General features: G+C 76.3%; 14 protein-coding genes. 6 read left to right on the forward strand and 8 right to left on the reverse strand.

Annotated elements, in window-relative coordinates:
- Positions 1 to 43: 43 nt before the first annotated feature.
- A complete protein-coding gene (locus ABZ128_RS04940; RefSeq protein ID WP_356846191.1) occupies positions 44 to 3,739 on the forward strand; it encodes a DUF5682 family protein in 3,696 nt (1,231 codons plus the stop codon).
- Entirely contained in the window at positions 3,736 to 5,706 is a 1,971-nt protein-coding gene (locus ABZ128_RS04945; protein ID WP_356846082.1) for a hypothetical protein, read from the forward strand. Before ABZ128_RS04940 ends, ABZ128_RS04945 begins: the two co-directional genes overlap by 4 nt.
- A 53-nt stretch (positions 5,707 to 5,759) precedes the next feature.
- On the opposite strand, the gene ABZ128_RS04950 is transcribed toward ABZ128_RS04945, so the two are convergent.
- Positions 5,760 to 6,317, reverse strand: coding sequence for a hypothetical protein (locus ABZ128_RS04950; RefSeq protein ID WP_356846083.1), 558 nt, complete (start codon positions 6,315 to 6,317; stop codon positions 5,760 to 5,762).
- Between the two features lie 78 nt (positions 6,318 to 6,395).
- On the opposite strand from ABZ128_RS04950, the gene ABZ128_RS04955 reads away from it, so the two are divergent.
- Complete coding sequence (locus tag ABZ128_RS04955; RefSeq protein WP_356846084.1) at positions 6,396 to 7,118, forward strand: hypothetical protein; 723 nt, start codon at positions 6,396 to 6,398, stop codon at positions 7,116 to 7,118.
- A gap of 43 nt (positions 7,119 to 7,161) precedes the next feature.
- Here ABZ128_RS04955 and ABZ128_RS04960 read toward each other — a convergent pair whose 3' ends face one another.
- Positions 7,162 to 8,847: a carboxylesterase family protein gene (locus tag ABZ128_RS04960; RefSeq protein ID WP_356846085.1), complete on the reverse strand. Its 1,686-nt coding sequence runs from the start codon at positions 8,845 to 8,847 to the stop codon at positions 7,162 to 7,164.
- 189 nt (positions 8,848 to 9,036) lie between these two features.
- Here ABZ128_RS04960 and ABZ128_RS04965 point away from each other — a divergent pair, with 189 nt between their 5' ends.
- Positions 9,037 to 10,149: an agmatine deiminase family protein gene (locus ABZ128_RS04965; protein WP_356846086.1), complete on the forward strand. Its 1,113-nt coding sequence runs from the start codon at positions 9,037 to 9,039 to the stop codon at positions 10,147 to 10,149.
- Here ABZ128_RS04965 and ABZ128_RS04970 read toward each other — a convergent pair.
- From ABZ128_RS04970 to ABZ128_RS04990, 5 genes are all read right to left on the reverse strand, one after another.
- Positions 10,146 to 10,682, reverse strand: coding sequence for a DinB family protein (locus tag ABZ128_RS04970; RefSeq protein WP_356846087.1), 537 nt, complete (start codon positions 10,680 to 10,682; stop codon positions 10,146 to 10,148). The two genes, ABZ128_RS04965 and ABZ128_RS04970, sit on opposite strands and share 4 nt — an antisense overlap.
- A gap of 102 nt (positions 10,683 to 10,784) precedes the next feature.
- Positions 10,785 to 10,973 (reverse strand): DUF6381 family protein, encoded by a 189-nt coding sequence (locus ABZ128_RS04975; RefSeq protein ID WP_356846088.1) that lies wholly within the window; start codon positions 10,971 to 10,973, stop codon positions 10,785 to 10,787.
- A gap of 214 nt (positions 10,974 to 11,187) precedes the next feature.
- Entirely contained in the window at positions 11,188 to 12,213 is a 1,026-nt protein-coding gene (locus ABZ128_RS04980; protein WP_356846089.1) for an NAD(P)/FAD-dependent oxidoreductase, read from the reverse strand.
- Entirely contained in the window at positions 12,210 to 12,761 is a 552-nt protein-coding gene (locus ABZ128_RS04985; protein WP_356846192.1) for an isoprenylcysteine carboxylmethyltransferase family protein, read from the reverse strand. Before ABZ128_RS04985 ends, ABZ128_RS04980 begins: the two co-directional genes overlap by 4 nt.
- A gap of 83 nt (positions 12,762 to 12,844) precedes the next feature.
- Complete coding sequence (locus tag ABZ128_RS04990) at positions 12,845 to 13,906, reverse strand: 3-oxoacyl-[acyl-carrier-protein] synthase III C-terminal domain-containing protein (RefSeq protein WP_356846090.1); 1,062 nt, start codon at positions 13,904 to 13,906, stop codon at positions 12,845 to 12,847.
- An 89-nt stretch (positions 13,907 to 13,995) separates the two neighbouring features.
- Between ABZ128_RS04990 and ABZ128_RS04995 the strand changes: the two genes are divergently transcribed.
- Positions 13,996 to 14,883: a UbiA family prenyltransferase gene (locus tag ABZ128_RS04995; protein WP_356846091.1), complete on the forward strand. Its 888-nt coding sequence runs from the start codon at positions 13,996 to 13,998 to the stop codon at positions 14,881 to 14,883.
- Positions 14,884 to 14,916: 33 nt separating this feature from the next.
- On the opposite strand, the gene ABZ128_RS05000 is transcribed toward ABZ128_RS04995, so the two are convergent.
- Positions 14,917 to 15,969, reverse strand: coding sequence for a PHP domain-containing protein (locus tag ABZ128_RS05000; protein WP_356846092.1), 1,053 nt, complete (start codon positions 15,967 to 15,969; stop codon positions 14,917 to 14,919).
- A gap of 189 nt (positions 15,970 to 16,158) precedes the next feature.
- Between ABZ128_RS05000 and ABZ128_RS05005 the strand changes: the two genes are divergently transcribed.
- Positions 16,159 to 17,520: an FAD-dependent oxidoreductase gene (locus tag ABZ128_RS05005; protein WP_356846093.1), complete on the forward strand. Its 1,362-nt coding sequence runs from the start codon at positions 16,159 to 16,161 to the stop codon at positions 17,518 to 17,520.
- Positions 17,521 to 17,620 lie beyond the last annotated feature (100 nt).

Consider the following 17,620-nt stretch of genomic DNA (forward strand, 5'->3'; position numbering starts at 1 on the left):
GGCCGCGGCGTCCGCCCGCGCGCTCCCGGCCTCCGCCTCGGGGATGCGGGCCGTCACCGGGGCGACGGAGGCCGGCGCGGACGCGGGGGCCGGTCCGCGGGCCGTGGTGGACGCGCTCGCCGCGTCGCGCGAACCGTACCTGCTGGGAGTGCGCCACCACAGCCCCGCACTGGCCGCGGTGGTCCCGGCGCTGCTGGACGCGTCCGGGGCGGAGGTCGTCTGCGTCGAGCTCCCGGCCGACTTCCAGCCGTGGCTGGAGCACCTGGCCGACCCGGAGACCACGGCTCCCGTCGCCCTGGCCGGCACGGGCGTGGACGGGCGCCTGGCGTTCTACCCGTTCGCCGACTTCTCCCCGGAGCTGGCGGCGATCCGCTGGGCGCGGGCGCGCGGCGTGGAGGTCCGCTGCTGCGACCTCCCGCTGTCGGCCCCGGCCTGGACGGACCCCTCTGCGGCCCTGCCCCCGGACCCGCCCGGGTCCCCGCGGCCCCGGGACCCGGGCGCGGACCCGGCCCGCGCGGACGCGGAGTCGGCGGCGGACCCGGCGGCCGCGGCCTCGCCCCGGGGGCGGCGGCCCTTCGCCGAGGCCCTCGCCGCAGCCGGTACCGGCCGCGACGGCGAAGACCTGTGGGACCGGGCGGTCGAGGTCCTGGCGCCCGGCTGCACCCCCGAGGCCGTCCGCCGCGCAGCCCTCGGCGTCGGCTGGGCGCTGCGCCAGGACGCCACCGTCCCCGCCACGGACCTGGCCCGCGAAGCCCGCATGCGCGCGGTCATCAGCGCCGCCGGCGCCGGAGGCCGCCGGGTGGCGGCGGTGGTCGGCGCCTTCCACGCCCCGGCCCTGACCGGCCCCGCACCCCTGCCCCCCGGCTCCGGCACGGCCGCCGTACCGCTCGCGCAGGCCGGCGGGGCGGGCGCGGCGGAGACCGGCGGGGCGGGTGACGCGGAGGGCGGCGAGGCAGGCGCGGCCGTGGTGACCTCGTTCGTGCCCTACTCCTTCGACCTGCTCGACTCCCGGTCCGGTTACCCCGCCGGCATCCGCGACCCGCTCTGGCAGCAGGCCGTCCTGGAAGCCGGCGGTGACCCCCGGAAGCTGCGCGAGGCGGCGTCCGCCGCCGTCGTCGGGATCTGCCGGGAGCTGCGCCGGGCCGGGCACACCGCCGGGACCGGGGAGGCCGCGGAGACCCTGCGGCTCGCCTGCGACCTGGCCGCCTTGCGGGGGCTGCCCGCCCCCGGCCGGGGCGAGCTCCTCGAAGCGGTGTCCACGGTGCTCGGCCAGGGCGAACCACTGGGCCGGGGCCGCGCGTTGGCCCGCGCCCTCGAAGCCGTGCTCGTCGGCACCGCCCGCGGCCGGACCAGCCCCCACGCCCCCCGCTCCGGACTCGGCCCCTCCGTCGAGGCGGAGCTCGCGGAGCTGCGACTGCCCGGCCCCGAGGACCCGGCCGCGCGCGAGGTCCGCCTCGACCCGCTGCGGTCCGCCCTCGACGGACGCCGCGAGGTGCTCCTGCAGCGCCTGCTCGTCTGCGGCTCCTCGTACGCGGAGCCCCTCGCCGTGGCCGCCACCGGCGACGGCACCGCCCTCGGCACCAAGTGGCGCCTGACCTGGACGCCGTCCGTGCCCGCCCGTCTCGACCTCGCAGGCGTCCGCGGGGTCACCGCCGCCCAGGCCGCCGCCGGGACCCTCCGGGACACCGCCCGGCGGGCCGCCGCCGACGGCGGTCCGACCCCGGCGCAGATCCTCACCGGCCTGGCCGCCGCCGCGCGGTGCGATCTGCCCGAACTGGTCGACGTACGGCTGGAGGAGGCCGCAGCCGTCCTCCCGCACACGGCCACCCTGCCCGAACTACTGGAGTCCCTCGACCTGTTGGAGGCACTGGCCCGCGGCCACCTGCCCGGCACCGGCGACGTCTCCCGCACCGCCGCCACCGTACTCGCCGGTGAACTGCTCGAAGCCGCCGTACGGTCCCTGCCCGGTCTGGCCGGCAGCGAGGACCCCGCCGACGCACGCGCCCTCGTGGCCCTGGCCGACCGCGCCGCCGGCCGCCACCTGGGCCTGCGCATGGACACCGCCCTGGCCGAACTGGCCGTCCAGGCCTCGCCGCTGGTGCAGGGCGCCGCCCTGGCCGTACGGGTCCTCCTCGACCTCGACCCGGCCGACGGGCTCGGCGACCGCGCCGCCGGCTGGATCGACAGCGCCTGCACCCCGGACGGCCGCCGCGCCCTGACCCGCCGGCTCGGGGGCGTCCTGGTCGCCGCAGGGCCCCTGCTGGCATCATCCGAGGCCGCCCTCACCCCCGTCCTCGACCGGGTCGACACCCTCGCCGACCAGGAGTTCCTGGACCGGCTCCCGGCCCTGCGCGGCGGCTTCGACGCCCTCGCGCCCGCCGCCCGTGACCGGCTGCTCGACACCGTCACCGAACGGCTCGGCGACCGCGTCGACCTGTCCCTCGACGCGCCCCCGGCCCTGCTCGCGCTCTGGGCCGCCGCGGACGCCGCCGGTACCGCCGCCGTCAAGGCACTTCCGCTGCCACCGCGCGGTACCCCGCCCCCGCCGCGGGACTCCGAACCGGCGGCCGGCGCCTCGACCGGACCCGCCCCCGTACCGGAGGACCGCAGGCTCGCACCCGCCGACCGCTGGCGGCTGCTGCTCGGCCGCCGCCGGGACCAACTGCCCCCGGGCGCCCGGCGTTACGCCCACGCCCTGGACGAGCTGTACGGCACCGGCCGCGGCGAGGGCTCCACCGACCTCGACGCCGGCCCGGGAGGCGCCACCGGACCGGGAGGCGGCCGGGAGGCCTCCTTCCCCACGGCCCGCGAATGGGCAAGGGAACTGGAGTCCCTCTTCGGGGCCGACGTACGCGAGGAGGTGCTGGCCGAGGCGGCCGACGCCGGCCGCGCCGACGTACTGACCCAGCTCGACCCCCAGGCCGTACGTCCCTCCGTGGAGCTGCTGAGCTCCGTGCTCTCCCGCGCCGGGGGCATGCCCGAGGCCCAGCTCGCCCGACTGCGGCCCCTGGTGCGGCGGCTCGTCGACGAACTCTCCAGGGAGCTGGCCACCCGGCTCCGCCCGGCGCTCTCCGGCCTCACCACCCCGCGCCCCACCCGCCGCCCCGGCGGCCGGCTGGACCTGGCGCGGACCCTGCGGGCCAACCTCGCCCACACCCGCCGCCTCGCCGACGGCAAGGCGGTCGTCGTCCCCGAACGGCCCGTCTTCAGCACGCGCGTGAGCCGGGAGGCGGACTGGCGGCTGATCCTCGTCGTGGACGTGTCCGGTTCGATGGAGGCCTCCGTCATCTGGTCGGCCCTCACGGCGGCCGTACTCGGCGGCGTACCCACCCTGTCCACCCACTTCCTCGCCTTCTCCACCCAGGTGGTGGACCTGACCGACCGGGTCGAGGACCCCCTCTCGCTCCTGCTGGAGGTGCGGGTCGGCGGCGGTACCCACATCGCCGCGGGTCTGGCCCACGCCCGCTCACTGATCACCGTCCCGAGCCGCACCCTCGTCGTCGTGGTCAGCGACTTCGAGGAGGGCGGCCCGATCGGCGGCCTCCTCGGAGAGGTCCGCGCCCTGGCCGCCTCCGGAGCCCATCTGCTGGGCTGCGCCGCGCTCGACGACTCCGGTACGCCGCGGTACTCCGTCCCCGTCGCGCGCCGGCTCGTCGCCGCCGGGATGCCGGTGGCCGCGCTCAGCCCCCTTGCCCTCGCCCGCTGGGTGGGCGACCGCCTCCGTGGAGAAGCCCGTTGAGCACCGACCACCTGCCGCAGCCGCAGCTGCCGCCCGTCGCCCCCGAGGTCCTCGCCGAAGCCGTGGAGAGCCTCACCGCCCGGCTGAGGAAGAAGCTCGACACCGCGATCGAGGGCTGCGCCGACGGTGCCGGGGCGGGGCCCGACGGCAGCGTCACCGTACGCTTCGGCGAGGACGCCCTCGTCACCCTGCGGCCGGGTCCGGACGGCACGGTCGCCGCCGCCGAACAGGCGGTGTGCAGCTGCCTGCTGGCGCCCCGCTGCCTCCACCGCACGGCGGTCCTCGCCGCCTCCCCTCTCGCCGCCCCCACCGCCGGGCCGGACCCCGCACCGGCGCCGGCGCCCGGCCCCGGCCCCGCCCCGGCTCCCGCCCGGGCCGAGGACGCCGATGCGCAGACCGGCCCGGCGGACCGCGCCGGGTGCGCACCGGCCTCGGCCACGGCATCCGGGCCCGGCGGGACGGGCCAGGGGGCTCCGGCCGGCGACCCGGAGGTGGCGACCGCGCTCAGTGGTGCGCAGCTGCGGGCTGCGGGCGGGCTGTGGCAGGCGGCGGCCGAGGCCCTTGCCGCGGGCGTCACCGCCGGTGGTGCGGTGGTGCAGGCCGAGCTGCTGCGGGCCGGCCACACCGCCCGCCTGGCAGGGCTGCCGCGGGCCGAGGCCGCCGCGCTCCGGGTCGTACGGGGGCTGCGCGCGGCCCGCGAGCGCAGCGGCGGCCACCGGCTCGCCGACCTCACCGTCGCCTTCCGCGAACTCCTTCACATCGCCGGGCTGTTGGCCTCCGGCGCGACCGGACCGGAACTGACCGGCACCGCCCGCCGCGCCTACCGCCCGGGCGGCAGCCTGCGCGTGTACGGCCTGTGCCGCGAGCCGGTGCTCTCCGCCACCGGATACGGGGGAGTGGTCACCCACCTCATGGGCCCCGACGGCAGCGCCTACTCGGTCTCCGACGTGCGCCCGGGCGGCCTGGTACGCGCCCGGGGCGCGGGCTCCGCCCCGGTCGCGCTCGGCGGTGCCACCCTCGACCACGAGGGCCTCTCCCGCGGGGGCCTGCGCATCGCCGGAGCCACCGTCTCCTCCGACGGCCGCCTCGGCGCCGGACGCGGGGTGCAGGCGACCCCGCTGCGCGGAGTCCCGTGGACCGGGGAACCGGCCGCCACCCTGTTCGCCCGCCCGGCGGCGGAGGCGGTGGCCGCCCAGCTCGCCGGCCCGGACCGTGATGCGCCCCCGGACGCGGAGGCCGGGTCCCGGCTCCTGGGCTGCGAGGTGCGGGTCGTGGGCGCCGACGGCGAGGACCTCCTGGTCCGCGAGACCCGGGAGGGCGCCCCGCTGCTCCGGCTGCGCGCCGCCCACCCCCACCCGGAGCTCCCGCACACGGACAACCTGCGCCGGCTCGCCGCCCGCCCCGGGCTGGTGATCCGCGTCCTGGGCCGGCCCGACCTGAACCGGGCCGCGACCCTGCGCCCGCTGGCGGTCGGCCCGGCGCCCGGCGCGGAGTACACCCTGCGGCTGCCCGAGGAGTGGCTCGGCCGCGCCGACCTCGGCTACGACCGGCTCCAGGGCAGCCACTTCCCGCCCGCCCCCGCCGCTTGCGACCCGGTGGCCCCCGGCCCGGCGGGCACCGCCGCGGACGGCCCGGACCCGCTGGCGGACTCCCCGCTGTGGCGGGTACGCCGCCTGCTCGAAACCGGGGTCGCGGGCGGCCGCCGGGCCGTCGCCGAAGCGGCCCGCGGAGCCGAGCCGCTCGCCGCGAACGGCCCGCTGCGCCGGGCCGGGTTCACCGCGGCGGCGGAGTCGGCCGCCGCCCTCGCCGCCGAGGCGGACCACCGCCCCCGCGACGCCTTCGGCCGCCTGACCGACCCCTCGGCCGACGACTACGCCTGGGCCTGGCTGGCCGCGGCGACGCACCTGGCCGCGGCCGGGCGTTCGCTCGTCGCCGCGTCCTGGAAGGAGGCCCTGCCGTCGACGTAGCGCCGGACCCGCGACGGCAGGCCGCCCTCCTCCCCCCCCGGAGGCCGCGCGGCTTACCGGCGCTGTCGTGCCGCCAGGACCGGGGAGGTGTCCGGACCGCCGGCCTCGCGCAGCCATGCGTCGAGAACGGTGAAGTCGGCGTCCGTGAGACCGAATGCGGGGTCGATCCGGTGGAGCAGGGCCCGGCCCGGGTGGTGGCCGGCCACCCATGCCCGGTCGGCGTCGGTGATCTCGTCGTCCACCCAGGCGAACGGGCGCCCCGCCGCCCGCTCGACGAGGGTGCGGGTCTTCCAGTGGGGCCCGCCCACGTGCCCGTCCCCGTCCTCCGCGGTCTCGGCCCAGGACACCACCGGCAGCTCCGGCAGCCGGGCCCGGGGCCCGACCCACTCGTTCGCGTCGTCGCCCCAGGTCGTCGCCCACACCAGCGTGCACGGCAGCGCCGACAGCCGCGGTCCGAGGGAGGGGTCGATCCGGGCGAGCAGCGGATTCGCGGAGTGCTCCCCGTACGTCGGGTAGCCGTACGGCCGTTGCTCCCGCGTCGCCCCGAAGGGGATGAGCGGGCCGTCGACATCGAGGAAGAGGAGCGGCCGCGGCCGTCCGGTACCGGTCATCCTCCTCACGGTAGTCGTTGCCCTGGCGTGGAACCGTGGCGGCCCCGATCACCTCTTCATGGTCGAGGGGGAGGGACCATGTCGAAGAAGGCCGCATCCGAGTCCACGTTCATGTCCGGGTCCGCGGTCCGCAGGGCGGTGGCGGCGGGGCTGCTGTGCGCCGTGCTGGCGGCCTGCGGGACCCGGCACGCGGGCGAGGCCGCCGCACCGCCGTCCCCGGTGCCCGCGCACGAGCCGTGCGGCCTGGACCTGGACCTGACCACCGACGACGACGGCGCCGGCAACGCGGGCCCGCCGACGGACGAGGAGACGGGCTACGCGGGCCCGCCCACCGACCAGGAGACCGGTTACGCGGGCCCGCCCACCGACCAGGAGACGGGTTACGCCGGCCCGCCCACCGACCAGGAGACGGGCTACGCCGGCCCGCCCACCGACCAGGACACCGCAGCGCCGGATCCGAGCACCACCGACCCGGACGTGACCAACGGCGCGGGCCCGTGCGGTGGCGCCGGATGGTTCGACATGACCCGCGATTTCAACGCCTACTACGCCGAGCACCGTACGCCCCAGGACCGGCTCCTGCCCGCGCAGGCCGTCCAGCAGGCGAAGGTCCGTACGGCCGGGGGAGCCGGCGAGGCGGTGGTGACCTTCCGGACCGGCTCCGTCGGCAAGGGGCTGGGGGAGGACGCCCGCCGGGTGGCCCAGGTGTTCGCGGCATGGCGGCAGCAGGTCTACGGGGACAAGGGCACGGTGTCGGTCCGGACGACCGGGGGCGAGGTCGTCACCACCGCGCCCTGGTGACCGGAGCGCTCCCACGCCGGGGACCGCACCGGCATCGCCCGACTCACGGCCACTGCGCGTCCCACAGGTCGCACCGGTGCTCGGCTCGTGCATCCACGGTGCGGATCCCGCCGGCCCCGGGCGCCAGGGCCAGCACGGTCCGGCCGGGGCCGAAGCGCGGCCACACGGGTGCCCCGGCCGCCCGCGGCACACCGCTGCGGGCGAAGGCGGTCCAATAGCCGGCCATCCGGTCCGACAACCCCTGCTGCGGCCCCGTCAGCGAGACGCCCATGCTGAACAGGTAGGGCAGTTCGAAGCCGTGCGCGGCCCCGTACGGGAGGCCCTCCACCTCCGGCAGCCCGGTGAAGTTCGGCGCGTCCCGGTCACTGAACCGGTAGGCGTACGTCGGCACGTGCCGCGCCAGCGCGCGGCCGTCCCGCAGCGCGGGGCAGGTGAACGAGGCGTCGGACAGCACGGCGGCGAAGGCCAGCGCAGGCGTCGGGTACGCCCGCGCGGGGTAGCGCGCGGCGATGGCGCGGGCGGCCGGCGCGCCGAAGGACCGCTCCAGCCGGTCCAGGTAGCCGGCCTCGTCGCCCACGGGGAAGACGGCCAGGGTCTGGCCCAGGAAGATCCGCATCTCGTCCTGATTGGTGCCCGTGACCACCGGTACCCGGTGGAAGCGGCCCTGCTCCAGGGCCCGGCGCGGTTCCACCGGCAGCAGGGTGGTGCCGTAGGAGACGAGGGAGAAGTCCTGCATCAGCTCGGGGGTCGCGAGCCGTGCCGGGTCCAGCTCGCGCAGGCAGTCCAGTACGGCGGACGGTTCCGCCCGGCCGCAGCCGAGCCGGTCCGCGGCGGCGACCCCCTTCTCGACCGTGCGCTGCTCGGGCACGAAGGGCTCGTACCTGCCCAGGGTGGGGAGCAGCGACCAGGGCGGCATGGTGGTCGAGCACGAGCCGCTCTGCAGGACCGCCCGCTGGAAGAGGCCGCCCGAGGCCGGTGAGGTCAGGTGCGCGCAGACGCTGAGCCCGCCCGCCGATTCGCCGAACAGCGTGACGTCGTACGGGTCGCCTCCGAAGCCGGACGCGTTCGCCCGCACCCAGCGCAGGGCCGCCTGCTGGTCGGCCAGGGCGAAATCGGGTGCCCCGCCGAGGCCCGGATGCCCGAACAGGCCGAAGACGCCGAGCCGGTAGTTGACCGTGACGACCACCGCGTCACCCTGGACGGCGAGCTGCTCCGGGCGGTAGAGGTCGCCGGCGCCGTGGGCGAAACCGCCGCCGTGGAACCAGACCAGGACGGGCCGGCGCCGCTGCCCGTCCGGCGCCGGTGCGCGCGCGGGCGCCGGGCCGGGCGCGGTGACATTGAGGTACAGGCAGTCCTCCGAGCCGGTCGGACCGCCCGGTCCGACCGGGGGCAGTTGCACGCACCGGGGGCCTGGCGCGCCGGCGTCGCGTACGCCGGTCCAGGGCGCCTCGGGCTCCGGCAGCCGCCAGCGCAGCGGGCCGGTCGGCGGTGCGGCGTACGGGATGCCCTCGAAGGTCCGGTGTCCGCCGTGGTCCCGGCCGCGTACCGGTCCGCGATCGGTGGCGACCACGGGGCCGCCCGCCGCCGTGGCCACGGGGCCGTCCACTGCTGCGGTCAGGGGGCGGTCCGCCGCCGCGGCCGCGGGGCCTGCGCCGAGGGCGGTGGCCGGCCAGAGCGCGAGCAGGCACAGCGCCGTGACCCCGCGCCGGACCAGATCCACCGGAGCCATGTTGACGTCCTTTCACCGGGCACGGCCTGTCGAATTCCGCGGCGAGGTTACCCCCGCGCAGGGGCTTCCCAAGCGTGGCGTGGCGCGTTATGGTCCCCGCAACCCGATACCTAACGACGTTAGATTTATGGGCCCTCCCCGCCGGCGGCGCCAGACGGACGCCACCGGCCTCACCCGAGGAGTCATGTCATGAACCTGCCGCGAATGTCCCGGCGTGCCTTCGGTGCCGCCGCCCTCTCCGCCGCGGCCGTCCCCCTGCTGGGCGGCCGCGCGTTCGCCACCCCCGCCGAGGACCCGCACCACGCGCCCGCCGAATGGGAGCCGCACTCCGGCTGCGTCATGGCCTGGCCCTGGGACAAGACGGTCGGCTGGGGCGGGCTGCTCGGCAGCGTCCAGGCCGAGATCGCCGGCATCGCCAAGGCCATCGCCCGCTACGAGACCGTCACCATGGTCGCGGAACCGGGCAAGGCGGCGCAGGCCCGAGCCCAGTGCGGCAGCACGGTGACGGTCACCGAGTACCCGGTCAACGACTGCTGGACCCGCGACACCGGACCGGTCTTCGCCGTGAACGCCGCCAAGACCCACCGCATCGGGCTGGACTTCGGCTTCAACGGCTGGGGCAACAAGTACCCCTTCGACAAGGACGACTTCCTGCCGGTGGGCGTTTGCAGCTACCTGGGCGACACCCGCAAGCCGGTCGACATGGTCCTGGAGGGCGGCTCCGTCATCACCGACGGGCAGGGCACCCTGATCACCACCGAGGAATGCCTGCTCAACCCCAACCGCAACCCCGGCATGACCCGCGCCCAGATCGAGTCCACGCTGCTCGCCGCGTACGGGGCGACCAAGCTGATCTGGCTCCCGTACGGCCTCGCCAACGACACCATCACCAACGGCCACGTCGACCTCGTCGCCGCCTACCTCGGCCCCGCCAAGGTGCTGCTGCACACCCAGCCCGACCCGGCCAGCCCCAACCACGCCCGGATGGCGGCGAACAAGGCGGTGCTCGACGCCGCGACCGACGCGTGCGGGCGGCCCTTCACCGTGGTGGAGATGCAGCACCAGCCGCACTTCCGCCACAACGGCCTGCTGGTGGAGACCTTCAGCTACACGAACTACTACCTGACGAGCGGCAGCGTCGTCGTCCCCACCTCGGGCGAACCGGCCGACTCCCTCGCCCTCGCCCAGTTCGCGACGCTCTTCCCCGGCCGGGAGGTGGTCGGCACCGCGGCGCGCACCCTGGCCTGGGGCGGCGGCGGCGTCCACTGCGTCACCCAGCACGTCCCGCGGGTGAACGGCTAGCGCTCGGCCTGACCCCCGGCCCGCTGACGGCGTTCCAGCGCGCCGCGTACGAAGGCCGCCTGGCCGGCGTGCTGGAGGTCGTCGGCCAGGACGCTGACCAGGCGCACGCCCAGGGTCACTGGCGGATCCCAGCGCTCGTCGACGACACGGTTCAAGTCGGCGGCCGACAGGCCCCGCAGGAAGCCGAGGCTCTGCTCGTGGACCGCGTCGAAGTACCCCAGCAGCAGCTCGCCCGAGTCCACCCGGACCGAGCCGGCCTGCCGCGGAGTCTGGCCGAAACCGGTGGCGTCGGCGGGCAGGGGCAGGGCGAACCGGGTCACCCAGTCCTGGGCGTGCCACACCTGTTCCAGACCCGACGCGTCCGCCACGTGGTCGTCCTGCACCCGGGTCAGGTGCCACACCAGCCAGGTGATCGAGTTGGCCGCCGCGTCGGTCCGTGCGTTCAACTCCTCGGCCGAGAGCCCCTCGACCACCTCGTGCACGACCTCCCGGATCCGCCCGTACCCGTCGGCCAAGACCTCCGTCGCCTTCATCCACCGTCCCCAGACGTGCTCGCGTTCACCTGTGCGTACGGCATCGGCCGGGGCCGGCGGCCACCGGCCGATGCGTGCTGTGCGGGACCCGAGGGGACCGCACTACATGGGATCCATACCCCGGTCGTCGATCTTGCTCTCCTGCTTGCTCTGCTCCTCCAGGCGCCGGGCCTTCTCCTGGAGCCTCCGGCGCTCTTCCGGGTCGGTGGAGCGCTCGGCGGCCCGGTTCAACTCCTGCGCCTTCTCGCGCAACTGCCGGGAACGGCCCTGCGAATCGCCTGTGATGCTCATGCTCACTCCTTGGAGTGTGGGGAAGACGGGCGGTACCAGCGAAACAGCAGCGCCGCGAGCGCGCATCTCGAACGGTCACCGGGCGTGACGGCGGCCGGGAGCTCCCCCGTCCGGCCGCCCCGGATGGCGCAGCGGTGCGGGCTGCGGCTGAATACGACCAGCGTGCGGTGTGCGCCGGCTCCGGTCCCCGCTGGCCTCCCGCGCCCCGCCGCGGCTACGCGAGCAGGTTCACCGCCTGCGTGAACAGCCACGGCATGCGGGCGGCCGCGGGCACGATCCGCCCCGCGAGGCGGGGGTGTTGGCGCGCCCAGAGCAGGGAGGCGGTGAGCGCGCGGTAGCTGCGGGAGAGGTCCCGCCAGGCCCGTTCGTACGCCTGCGGCCGGCCGGCCCGCACGCAGCGGACCAGTTCGCCCGCGGCGGTCAGGGCCAGGGTGAGCCCCTCACCGGTCAGCGCGTCGACGTACCCGGCGGCGTCCCCGACGAACAGCACGCGCCCCGCCACCCGTGCCCGGGCCCGCTGCCGCAGGGGTCCGGCCCCGCGCACCGGCGTCCGGGCAGCGGCGGGCAGCCGTGCCGCCAACAGCGGGAAGCGGCCGAGCTGTTCCCCGAAGGGCGCGCGGTCCGCGGTGAGGACGGCCACGCCGACCCGGTCGGGCCCCAGCGGGGTCACGTACGCCTCGCACCGCTGCGACCAGTGCACCTCGACCAGCTCGCTCCACGGTTCCACCGCGTAGTGGCGCCGCAGCCCGTAGCGGGCGGGCCGCCCGGGCACGTGGGGCACCGACAGGCCCAGTCCCCGCCGGACCGGGGAGTGCAGTCCGTCGGCGGCGACGAGGTAGCGGGCACTCAGCCCGGCGGCGCCGACCCGGTCCCCGTCCTGGCGGACCTCCCCGACGCGCTGGGCGAGCACCCGTACGCCCAGCCGGGTGGCGCGGTCGGCCAGCGCCTCCTGCAGGACCGTACGGCGGACGCCGAGGCCGGGGCCGGCGCGGAACCGCCCCTCCGCGTGCCGGCCGGTCACCCCGTCCAGGTAGCGGATGCCGTGGAACGGCCGGCCGGGCACGCAGACGCCCAGCTCCGCCAGACGGCGCACCGCCCCCGGCATCAGCCCTTCCCCGCACGCCTTGTCGATGGGGGTGGGGCGGGGCTCCAGGACCACCACCTCCATTCCGGCCAGCGCTCCGTGCACGGCCGTGGCCAGCCCGGCCGGGCCGCCCCCGACCACCAGCAGGTCGATCACGGGGCGCCGTCCCCGGCCGGCACGGCGGCGCGGTGCGCCGGCGCCGTTCCGGCGAGGGCGGCCTCCTCGCAGCGCACGCGCACCCTCAAGAGCAGCAGGTTCAGCACGCCGAAGCCGAGCGCCGTCACCCACGCCGTGTGGACCAACGGCAGCGCCACGCCCTCCGCCACCACGGCGGCGTAGTTGGGATGGCGCAGGAAGCGGTACGGGCCCGCCGTCACCAGCGGCAGCCCCGGCACCACCAGCACCCGGGTGTTCCAGCGCGGGCCGAGGGTGGCGATGCACCACCAGCGCAGCCCCTGGGCCGCCACGGCCAGGGCGAGCGCGGGCCAGCCCAGCGCGGGCAGGAACGGGCGCGTCGCGGCGAGCGGTTCGACCACGCAGCCGAGCAGCAGCGCGGTGTGCAGGGCCACCATGGGCGGATAGTGGCCCCGGCCGTACTCGCGGGCGCCGCGGGCCAGGCTCCAGGCCGCGTTGCGGCGGGCGACGGCGAGCTCGGCGAGCCGCTCGGCGGCGACGAGCCCGACCAGCAGCAGGTACGGGGTCAGGGTCGCGGGCGCCGACACGGCCAGGGGCAGCGGGGCGGGCACGGCGGCGACGCCGGGCACGGCCGGCGGGAAGGGCATCGGACTCACCAGCGCAGCAGGACGAGTTCGCAGGCGAAGCCCGGCCCGAAGGCGACCATCAGCCCCACCGCGCCGGGCGCGGGCGGACCCGCCTCCTGGATCCCGCTCAGGACGTGCAGGACGGAGGCCGAGGACAGGTTGCCCGCGGACGCCAGCGAGCGGCGGCTCGGGCCGAAGGCCGAGCCGGGCAGGGAGAGCGCGTCGGCCAGTACGTCGAGGATCTTCGGGCCGCCGGGATGAACGATCCAGGCGTCCACGTCCGAGGGCTTGAGGTCGTGTCCGGCGAGGAAGCCCTCGACGTCACCGGCCACGTGCAACCTGACCAGGTCGGGCAGTTCCCGCCCCAGCACCATCCGGAACCCCCAGTGGCCGATGTCCCAGCCCAGCAGGCCCTCGGTACCGGGATAGAGGTGGCTGCGGGCGGCTACGACCGAGGGGCCGGGGCCCGTGCGGTGCAGCGGATGGCCCCGGCCCACCGCCAGCAGGGCGCCGGCCCCGTCGCCGAAGAGGGCGCCGGCCACGAGGTTCGCGGTCGACGTGTCGGCGGGCTGGAGGGTGAGGGAGCACAGCTCGGTGGAGAGCAGCAGCGCCGCGTGGTCCGGACGTCCCGTCAGGTGGTCGTGCAGGTGGGCGAGGCCCGCGGCGCCGCCCGCGCAGCCGAGCCCGAACAGCGGCACGCGTTTCACGTCCGGGCGCAGCCCCGCGCGGGCGGCGAGGCGGGCCTCCAGCGAGGGCGTCGCGAGCCCGGTCACCGTCGTCGACATCACCAGGTCGACCTCGTGCGCCGCCATTGCGGCCGAGGCCAGCACGGATTCCACGGCGCGGACGCCGAGTTCCCCGGCCGTCCCGAGGAAGACGGCGTTCGCCGCCCCGAAGTCGTTCGCCGGCCCGTACCGGTCCAGCGGAAGGGCCAGGTGGCGGGCCTCGACACCCACCGATGCGTGGAGACGCTGCAGACGGGCCGCATCGGCCTGTGACGGCATGAAACGGGCGAGCGCCGCGGTGATCTCGCACTGGGGGTAGCGGTGGGGCGGGAACACACTGCTCACTGCCATGACACGGGTCATTGCCCCAACATAGGGAATAACTGACATTTGCCAAGGAATCCCGCGAATCGGGCGCGGCGTCGTCCTCGGCCGGGGCTTAGCGTGATGCCGTGCAGCAGACCCCCACCGCCGCACGGCCCGCAGACGGCGGGCGGCCCGCCCCCGCAGGGGCGCGGCCGGCCGCCGCCGTCGCCCTGCTCAAGGCCTGCCACCCGCTGCCCACGGCCGCCGTGACCCTCTTCACCGCCGCCCTGGCCGCCGCCGTCGGCCGGGACCTGCCCGGGGCCGTGTTCACGGTGGCCGCCGTGGCCGCGGGACAGCTCTCGGTCGGCTGGTGCAACGACCGGGTCGACCTGCGGCGGGACGTGGCGACCGGCCGGAGGGACAAGCCGCTGGTCGCGGGGGCGGTGCGCCCCGGCGTGGTGACGGCCGCCGCGCTCACCGCCCTGCTGCTCTGCGTGCCGCTGTCGCTGGCCGCGGGCGTCCCGGCCGGCTGCGCGCACCTGTGCGGGGTGGCCGCCGCCTGGGCGTACAACCTCCGGCTCAAGAGCACCGCCTGGTCCTGGTTCCCGTACGCCCTCGCCTTCGGACTGCTCCCGGCCTTCGTCACGCTGGGCCTGCCCGGCACGCCCTGGCCGCCGGCCTGGCTCACCGCCGCGGCCGCCCTGCTCGGTGCGGGGGCGCACGTCGCCAACGTGCTGCCCGATTTCGACGACGACCTGGCGACGGGCGTGGCGGGGCTGCCGCACCGGCTCGGTCCGCGGCGCGCGGCCGCCGTGGGGGGACTGCTGGTCCTCGGCTCCACCGCGGCCCTGGTGCTGGGGCCGCCGGGCCGCGTCGGCCCGTACGGCTGGGCGCTGCTGGCCCTGACGGCCGCGGGGGTGCTGGGCACGAGCGGCCGCCGCGGCCGGGTGCCGTTCCTGGCCGTACTGGCGGTCGCCGCCGCCGACGTGACCCTGCTGCTGGTCCGCGGGGCGGGACTCTTCCCGCCGGTCTGAGGGCCGGTCGCGGGGCCGGCCGGCCGGGCCCGGTCAGGCCGCTGCCGCGGCGGAGGGCGGGCGGCGGGTGCGGGTCCAGGTGAGGAGGTCGTCCAGCGGCCAGGTGTTGACGATGCGTTCGACCGGCACTCCGCATTCCGCGGCCCGTTCGCAGCCGTTCAGCTGCCAGTCCAGCTGACCGGGGGCGTGCGCGTCCGTGTCGACGGCGAACAGCGTGCCCGTCTCGACCGCGAGCCGCAGCAGCCGCCGGGGCGGGTCCAGGCGCTCGGGGCGGCTGTTGATCTCCACCGCTGTCCCGGACTCCGCGCACGCGGCGAAGACCGCCTCGGCGTCGAACTGCGACTCTGGGCGGCCCCGCCCGGTCACCAGCCGGCCCGTGCAGTGGCCGAGGACGTCCATCAGCGGATTGCGCACGGCCTTCAGCAGCCGCCTCGTCATCGCGGGCGCCTCCATCCGCAGCTTCGAGTGGACGGAGGCGACGACCACGTCCAGCCGGTCCAGCAGCTCCGGCTCCTGGTCGAGGGTGCCGTCGAGCAGGATGTCGCACTCGATGCCGGTGAGCAGCCGGAAGGGCGCCCACGTCTCGTTCAGCTCGGCCACCACGTCCAGCTGCTCGCGCAGCCGCTCCGCGGAGAGCCCCCGGGCGACGGTCAGGGTCGGCGAATGGTCGGTGAGCACCGCCCACTCGTGGCCCAGCCCGGCCGCGGCGCGCCCCATGGCCTCGATCGGGCTGCCGCCGTCGGACCACTCGGAGTGCAGGTGGCAGTCCCCGCGCAGGGCCGCCCGCAGCGCCCGGGCGCCCGGGGTGGCCGGGGGGCCCTCGGGGTGCGCGGCGACCTCGTCCTCAAGCTTCTGCAGGTACGAGGGGACGGCCCCGGCGAGCGCCTCCCGGACGACCTGGCCGGTCTTGGGGCCGATGCCCTTCACCGTCTCCAGAGATCCGGCCGCGACCCGCTGCGCCACCTCGTCCTCTCCCATGCGGACCAGGGCGGCCGCCGCCGTACGGAAGGCCTGCACGCGGTAGGTGGGCGCCCGGCCGCGCTCCAGCAGGAAGGCGATCCGATCCAGCGCCGCCACCGGGTCCATGGGGGCACCTCCTCGTACCGGCGGTCCGGACAGCCACCCCACCAGTGTGCCGGGAGACCCCAAGGATGTCCTGAGGAAGTCATAAGTTCGGCTTATGGGGTCATAAGCCGGTCCCGGGTGCTCGGTTAGGGTGCCCTTAGCTTAGGGTTCCCCTTGATCCAGCTTTTTGTCGGTCGAAGGGAACTTGTCATGCCTCGCCCCCTGCGGGTAGCAATCGTCGGTGCCGGCCCCGCCGGAATCTACGCCGCCGATGCGCTGCTGAAGTCCGAGGCCGCCGCCGAACCGGGCGTCTCCATCGACCTCTTCGAGCGGATGCCCGCCCCCTTCGGCCTGATCCGGTACGGCGTCGCCCCCGACCACCCGCGGATCAAGGGCATCATCACCGCCCTCCACCAGGTGCTCGACAAGCCGCAGGTCCGCCTCTTCGGCAACGTGGACTACCCGAACGACATCAGCCTCGACGAGCTGCACGCCTTCTACGACGCCGTCGTCTTCTCCACCGGCGCGACCGCCGACCGCGCCCTCGCCATCCCGGGGGTGGACCTCCGGGGCTCCTACGGCGCCGCCGACTTCGTCTCCTGGTACGACGGCCACCCCGACGTCCCGCGCACCTGGCCGCTGGAGGCGGAGAAGGTCGCCGTCCTCGGCGTCGGCAACGTCGCCCTCGACGTCGCCCGCATCCTCGCGAAGACGGCCGACGAACTGCTGCCGACGGAGATCCCGCCGAACGTGTACGAGGGCCTGAAGGCCAACAAGGCCCTCGAAGTGCACGTCTTCGGCCGCCGCGGCCCCGCGCAGGCCAAGTTCAGTCCCATGGAGCTGCGCGAGCTGGACCACTCGCCGAACATCGAGGTCATCGTCAACCCCGAGGACATCGACTACGACGAGGGCTCGATCGCCACCCGCCGCGCCAACAAGCAGGCCGACATGGTCGCCAAGACCCTGGAAAACTGGGCGATACGGGACATCGGCGGGCGGCCGCACAAGCTGTTCCTGCACTTCTTCGAGTCGCCCGTCGAGGTGCTCGGCGAGGACGGCGAGGTCGTCGGCCTGCGCACCGAGCGCACCGAACTCGACGGCACCGGAAACGTCAAGGGCACCGGGCGGTTCACCGACTGGGACGTCCAGTCGGTCTACCGGGCGGTGGGCTACCTCTCGGACGAACTGCCCAAGCTGCCCTGGGACGTGGACTCCGGCACCGTCCCGGACGAGGGCGGCCGGGTGATGCAGGGCGGCGAGCACCTGCAGTCGACGTACGTCACCGGCTGGATCCGGCGCGGCCCGATCGGACTGATCGGCCACACCAAGGGCGACGCCAACGAGACGGTCGCGAACCTCCTCGCCGACCACGCGGGCGGGCGCCTGCAGACGCCGGATGCGCCCGAGCCGGAGGCCGTCGACGCCTTCCTCGCCGAGCGGAACGTCCGCTACACGACGTGGGAGGGCTGGTACCGGCTCGACGCGGCGGAGAAGGCGCTGGGCGAACCCCAGGGGCGCGAGCGCGTGAAGATCGTCGAGCGCGAGGACATGCTCGACGCGAGCGGAGCCTGATCCCCGCCGGCCGGGTCCGGCCCCCGCCCACCGCGGGGCGGGACCCGGCCGGAACGGCCGTGCGGCGGGCCGCTCGTACGGGGGACGGGCCGGCCGGGGC

It is taken from the genome of Streptomyces sp. NPDC006326 (genome assembly GCF_040612915.1).
In the GTDB taxonomy this organism is placed as follows: domain Bacteria; phylum Actinomycetota; class Actinomycetes; order Streptomycetales; family Streptomycetaceae; genus Streptomyces.